Source organism: Pacificibacter sp. (genome assembly GCF_039769035.1).
Lineage (GTDB): Bacteria > Pseudomonadota > Alphaproteobacteria > Rhodobacterales > Rhodobacteraceae > Celeribacter.
On the sequence record NZ_JBDMZG010000212.1, the window covers coordinates 1 to 4,657 of the forward strand.

General features: G+C 54.6%; 5 protein-coding genes. 2 read left to right on the forward strand and 3 right to left on the reverse strand.

Annotated features, from left to right (window positions below; translation table 11 throughout):
• Nucleotides 1–916, forward strand: a 916-nt coding sequence (locus tag ABF287_RS16850) for an aldose epimerase family protein (protein ID WP_347186160.1), incomplete at its 5' end; no start/stop codon positions are given.
• Between the two features lie 137 nt (nt 917–1,053).
• On the opposite strand, the gene ABF287_RS16855 is transcribed toward ABF287_RS16850, so the two are convergent.
• From ABF287_RS16855 to uraH, 3 genes are all read right to left on the reverse strand, one after another.
• Nucleotides 1,054–1,488, reverse strand: a complete 435-nt coding sequence (locus tag ABF287_RS16855) for a cytochrome c (RefSeq protein WP_347186161.1) — start codon at nt 1,486–1,488, stop codon at nt 1,054–1,056.
• Nucleotides 1,489–1,719: 231 nt separating this feature from the next.
• Complete coding sequence (locus tag ABF287_RS16860) at nt 1,720–2,952, reverse strand: urate hydroxylase PuuD (RefSeq protein WP_347186162.1); 1,233 nt, start codon at nt 2,950–2,952, stop codon at nt 1,720–1,722.
• A 3-nt stretch (nt 2,953–2,955) separates the two neighbouring features.
• Entirely contained in the window at nt 2,956–3,327 is a 372-nt protein-coding gene (uraH, locus tag ABF287_RS16865) for a hydroxyisourate hydrolase (protein WP_347186163.1), read from the reverse strand.
• Between the two features lie 151 nt (nt 3,328–3,478).
• Here uraH and puuE point away from each other — a divergent pair.
• A partial coding sequence (gene puuE / locus ABF287_RS16870) for an allantoinase PuuE (RefSeq protein WP_347186164.1) occupies nt 3,479–4,657 on the forward strand: 1,179 nt, incomplete at its 3' end.

The window sequence follows — 4,657 nt, forward strand, 5'->3', positions numbered from 1 at the left end:
CACGATTTTGACCCAAGGTGCGATCCTGCAAGATGTCCGTTTGAAGGGCGTGCCGCACAGCCTGACATTGGGCAGCGATGATATCCGCGCCTATGATAAAGACTTTAAGTACTTTGGCGCTCTGGTGGGACCTGTGGCCAATCGTCTGAGCAACGCCACAGCACCGCTTGACGGCGCGACCTTGCAACTCGTTGCAAACGAAGGGGAAACATCTCTGCATGGCGGCCCAGACGGCATTCACCAAGACATCTGGACCATCACCGATCAAAGCACTGACAGTGTTACGCTCGAATTGAACCTGCCCGATGGGCGCGGTGGCTACCCCGGCAATCGCGTGATCACGGCCTGCTTCACGGCTGCTGCCCCTGCGCAATTGACGCTTGAAATATCGGTCACCACAGATGCGGCAACCTTGATCAATATCGCCAATCACTCCTTTTGGAATATGGACGGCACGGCGTCTATGGCGGGGCATGTGCTGACCGTGCCTGCAGACGACTACACACCTGTCGATACAAACCTTATTCCCACAGGCGTGGCCTCGGTTGAAGGCACCGGCTTTGACCTACGTACAGGCAGTATTATTGGCCTGCCTGACGGGGAGCGCCTTGATCATAACTTCTGCCTCACAGGCCCTGAGGGTGAGCTGAAACAGGCCTGCACTTTGACGGGTACAAACGGATTATCGATGAGCATCGAGACCACAGAAGTGGGCCTGCAAGTCTATGATGCAGGCGCCAACCCATCGAGCGCCTACATCGGCCATAACTGTGCGCACTATGGCGCGTTTTCCGGCGTCGCTTTGGAAGCCCAACGCTGGCCCGATGCTCCCAACCAAGACGGGTTTCCGCCCTGCGAATTGCGCCCAGATGAGACCTACCAACAGACCACGCGCTGGACCTTTTCCCGCGCCTAAGTCGCGTTGGATATAGTCTATAAAACATCAAAAGGCGGGGCACATGCTCCGCCTTTTGATGTGGTTTATAGCGCCAAAACCAGCGTCTGCGCCTCAATCATGCCCGCAAGTAGAAAAGTCTTCATTGTTGCAAAGGGTCAGTTGATCCCGTTGGCCCGTTGCAATTCTCGAATGTAGGCGATGATCATGGTGACATCGCCCCGTGTTACGCCTTCAACAGGCGGCATGTCGCCAAACGGCCAGTGATGTGCCCGAACACCTATGGCAGCAGCCCGCTGGAATGCTTCGTCCCCATGGTGGTTCGGTTCATAGATGATATGAACTAACGGTGGCGCCAAACCATCTTGGCCCGCCGCATTCGCTCCGTGGCAAGCCGCGCATTTGATCTCATAACCCTGTTTCCCAATCTGGGCGTTTGACGAAAGCTCAGGCTCAAACACGTCAAGGAACGCACCAGCGCTGTTACTGTCTTGGGATTGCACATCTTCGATTATGGTCTCAGGCGTCTTCCAAATCATAATGCCCAGCAAACCTGTAGCCAGAACAGCAGCAATTGCGATAGTCGATTTCATTCTATTCCCTGGCCCTCATTTATCTCCATCTTCACTAAGTTCTCCTGTGGGTGAGAGGTCAACCTATTTGTACCATATGCCTAGCTGTTAGATTTCTGACTATCTTGGGAAAAGCTTGCAGCTCTGCATTTCTTGGAAGCCGACGCTAGCTGCGCTACAATGTTCTCGTAGGCCCATTTTTAACGCTGAGCGGGCGCAGGCACGCACCAACACCAGTCCACACGCGATGCCCTACCCCTTCAACCCAGCCTCATACCATTTGCGGATCATTTCGCGGCTCTCGTCTTCCATGTATGTGAGGTTCGCGGGGGGCATGGCGTGGGTGACGCCGGCTTGCAGCCAGATCTCACGTGCGTGGTTGGCCACCTGCTGCGTGGTTTCTAGGACAATGCCTTTGGGGGGCGATGCCATGCCATCCCACGCGGGTTCAACCGCGTGGCACATGGAACAGTTGCCCAGCACCAGATCATGTACGTCTTCGAACCCTTCAGCGCTGGCAAAGCGCTGCGCCACGGGGCCGAGTTGTGACAGGTCATCATCGCCACTGTCTTGGGAATAGATGCCCACAGTCGACAGCCAAATCACAGCCACGAACAACAAGGCCGTCAGACCCCAAGTCCACCACAGCATGCCACCGCGTTTGTGCATGGTGTTAAAGAAATGGCGGATGGTGACGCCCATCAAGAACACAAGCGCGGCGATCAGCCAATTGTACTCAGATGCAAAAGCCAGCGGGTAGTGATTGGACAGCATCATGAAGATCACAGGCAGGGTGAGGTAGTTGTTATGCGTTGATCGCTGCTTGGCGATCTTGCCGTATTTCGCGTCGGGCGTGCGGCCCACTTGCAGGTCTTTCACCACGATGCGCTGGTTCGGCATAATGATGACAAACACATTGGCGCTCATGATCGTCGCAGTGAACGCGCCAAGGTGCAGCAAAGCCGCGCGACCTGAAAACACTTGGGTATAGCCCCAAGCCATCACCACAAGGATCACATAGAGCAACAACATCAACCGCGTGTTGTCGTCGCCAAATTTGCTTTTACAAATGAGGTCATAGGCGACCCAGCCAAAGGCCAAAGAGCCAATAGAAATAAGGATTCCGACCCAGATAGGCATCTCTAAAACATTGGGATCAACAAGGTAAAGTTCAGCACCAAGGTAGTAGACCAAGATCATCAAAGCCGCGCCAGAGAGCCACGTGGAATAGCTTTCCCATTTGAACCAAACGAGATCAGAGGGCATGGAATCGGGCGCGACCAGATACTTTTGAATGTGGTAAAAGCCCCCGCCATGCACCTGCCATTCCTCGCCATCCGCCCCAGAGGCCAGATTGCGATCGCGGTGCAGACCAAGGTCCAGCGCTATGAAATAAAACGACGATCCAATCCACGCAATCGCGGTGATCACATGCACCCAACGCACCGCAAATTCGAGCCACTCCATCAAAATCGGATACAACATAGTTTAGCTCCCGCGGTAGGTTGAGAACCCGTAAGGCGACACCAAAAGCGGCACATGGTAGTGTGATGTGTCGTCATTCATGCCAAAACGGATTGGAATGATATCAAGGAAAAAGGGTTCGGGCTGGTCCGTGCCCTGCGCCCGCAAATAATCGCCCGCATGAAACACCAATTCATAGGTGCCACATTTGAAATCAGCGGCGGGCATAATCGGGCTATCGGTGCGCCCATCGTGGTTGGTGACCATCGCGACAATCTTGGTTTTGCTTTCGCCCTGCGCCGATGGGTGCACTGAAAACAGTTCCACCTTAAGGCCAGCGGCCGGCAGGCCCAGCGCAGTGTCGAGAACATGAGTGGTCAAATATCCAGTTGTCATAGGCTTGATGCTCATTTTTTTTGCGATTTAGGGCAAGGCTCGCGCAAAGAATGCTTTGACGCAATCAATCTTTTGCACACCAATGCCTTAAAAAGATAGTAAAAGAGGCGAAGAGCCTACCAAATAGTCAAAATTTTCGAAAGCGAGTCCAATGCAGCCCACATCCAATCGCTATCACCGCAATTTGCAAGGCTACGGCCAAAACGCGCCGGACCCAAAATGGCCCAACAATGCGCGTGTTGCTGTACAGTTTGTGCTGAACTTTGAAGAGGGTGGCGAAAACTCAGTGCTGCACGGCGATGCGGCTTCTGAGGCGTTTTTGTCAGATATCTCAGGCGCTGCGCAATGGCCGGGGCAACGCCATTGGAACATGGAAAGCATCTATGAATACGGGGCGCGTGCAGGCTTTTGGCGGGTGCATCGCCTGTTTACGGGCGCGGGTATTCCACTCACGATTTACGGAGTTGCAACAGCCTTGGCGCGCGCACCTGAACAGGTCGCGGCGATGCAAGACGCCGATTGGGAAATCGCGTCACACGGGTTGAAATGGGTCGAACACAAAGACATGCCCGAAGAGGAAGAGCGCGCCAGCATTGCAGAGGCCATTCGCTTGCATACCGAAGTCACAGGGGCACGCCCCCGCGGCTGGTACACGGGGCGCTGTTCGGAAAACACAGTGCGTTTGGTCGCTGAAGAAGGCGGCTGCGACTATATTTCTGACACTTATGACGATGATCTGCCTTATTGGATCGAAGTCGGCGATCATGATCAGTTGATCCTCCCCTACACGCTGGAAGCCAACGACATGCGCTTTGCCACTGCGCCGGGATATATCACGGGCGAGCAGTTCTTTACCTACCTCAAGGACGCCTTTGATGTGCTCTATGCGGAAGGCACAGATCACACGCCAAAAATGATGTCCATCGGATTGCATTGTCGCTTGATTGGTCGCCCCGGAAAGCTGGCGGGCCTTAAGAAGTTTATCGAATACATTCAAACCTTTGACGACATTTGGACCCCGCGCCGCGTAGACATTGCAGAGCATTGGGCCAAGACCCATCCGCACACACGCAAGCCCCGTCCAAGTCAGATGGACCGCGATACATTCGTGACCAAATTCGGCAGCATTTATGAGCACTCTCCATGGATCGCCGATCGCGCCTTTGATCTGGAACTCGGGCCAGCCCATGACACCGCCATTGGCATGCATTCCGCGCTGTTCCGCATATTCCGCACGGCGTCCGAGGACGAAAAATTGGGCGTGCTCACCGCGCATCCCGATTTAGCTGGCAAACTTGCCGCGGCCAAACGTCTGACCGCCGAAAGCACC